This is a genomic window from Acetivibrio ethanolgignens (assembly GCF_001461035.1).
Lineage (GTDB): Bacteria > Bacillota > Clostridia > Lachnospirales > Lachnospiraceae > Velocimicrobium > Velocimicrobium ethanolgignens.
Window position 1 is genome coordinate 1 of record NZ_LNAM01000109.1, and the last position, 910, is coordinate 910.

Annotated in this window: 1 protein-coding gene; it reads left to right on the forward strand. The window is 37.4% G+C overall.

The genetic code is table 11. The annotated features are described in order from the left end of the window. Positions 1 to 204 precede the first annotated feature (204 nt). On the forward strand, positions 205 to 489 hold the full coding sequence (locus tag ASU35_RS05700) for a leucine-rich repeat protein (protein WP_058352085.1): 285 nt from the start codon (positions 205 to 207) through the stop codon (positions 487 to 489). Positions 490 to 910: the final 421 nt, after the last annotated feature.

The following is a 910-nucleotide window of genomic DNA, read 5'->3' on the forward strand; positions in this document are numbered from 1 at the left end:
TCCACTGTCAGAGTATAGCAAAGTAGGTAAAGAAAAACCTAAAACTATACCAAAATTTGGTATAAGTAAGTAATAACCAAGAGGAGGATAACAGATAACATCTGTTATCCTCTTTTTAATTGGCAGGAGGTGAATACTAACTATTCGTGTGTTTAACAGTATAATTAACCTAATTTCAAAAAAGCGAGAAGGAGTTGAAATAAGATGTTTACTTACAAAATTGAAAACAGTTACTGTGCTATCACAGGGTACAAAGGAGAAGTACCGTCAGAGCTAGTGGTACCTGAAACTATTGAGGGAGCTACAGTTTGCTCAATAACAGACAATGCCTTTGCAGGGTGCACTACTTTAGAGAAGGTTACGTTACCTCCTACTGTGCAAATGATAGGACATAAAGCATTTAAAGATTGTAAAAATTTAAAAACAATTAACACTAAGAATGTCACCCATTTACGTCCAGATGCATTCGAAGGTGTAGTTATAGCATAAAACCAACCCCTACCAGTTTAACCGCTTGCAGGGGTTTTTAGTGGTGGTAGGGGAGCAAAGAACACTCCCCACTACCCACCTTAGTACGCATGCCTCAGCGGTAGATAAAAAGTATGCTGAAATCGGGATAATTAGAATACCAAGACACCAGGTTTCTAATGTTGCTGGTAGTCATAGAGGTATTGTTCCCAAGGCATGCGTACACTACTAACAAATTCATTAGAGGAACTCCTCCCTTCAGTCAGCATAATTATGTTAATTTTGCTAGCAGTATAATGATAATATAAAAGTTGACTGAAGGGAAGTAAACAAACAAAAAAATCGCCCCTAGCAGGTTAATAGCCTGCTAAGGGTTTTTAGAATACAAATTTGACAAAGAAAGGAGATACTGTTACTATTTTCTTGGGATTGCGGTAACAGT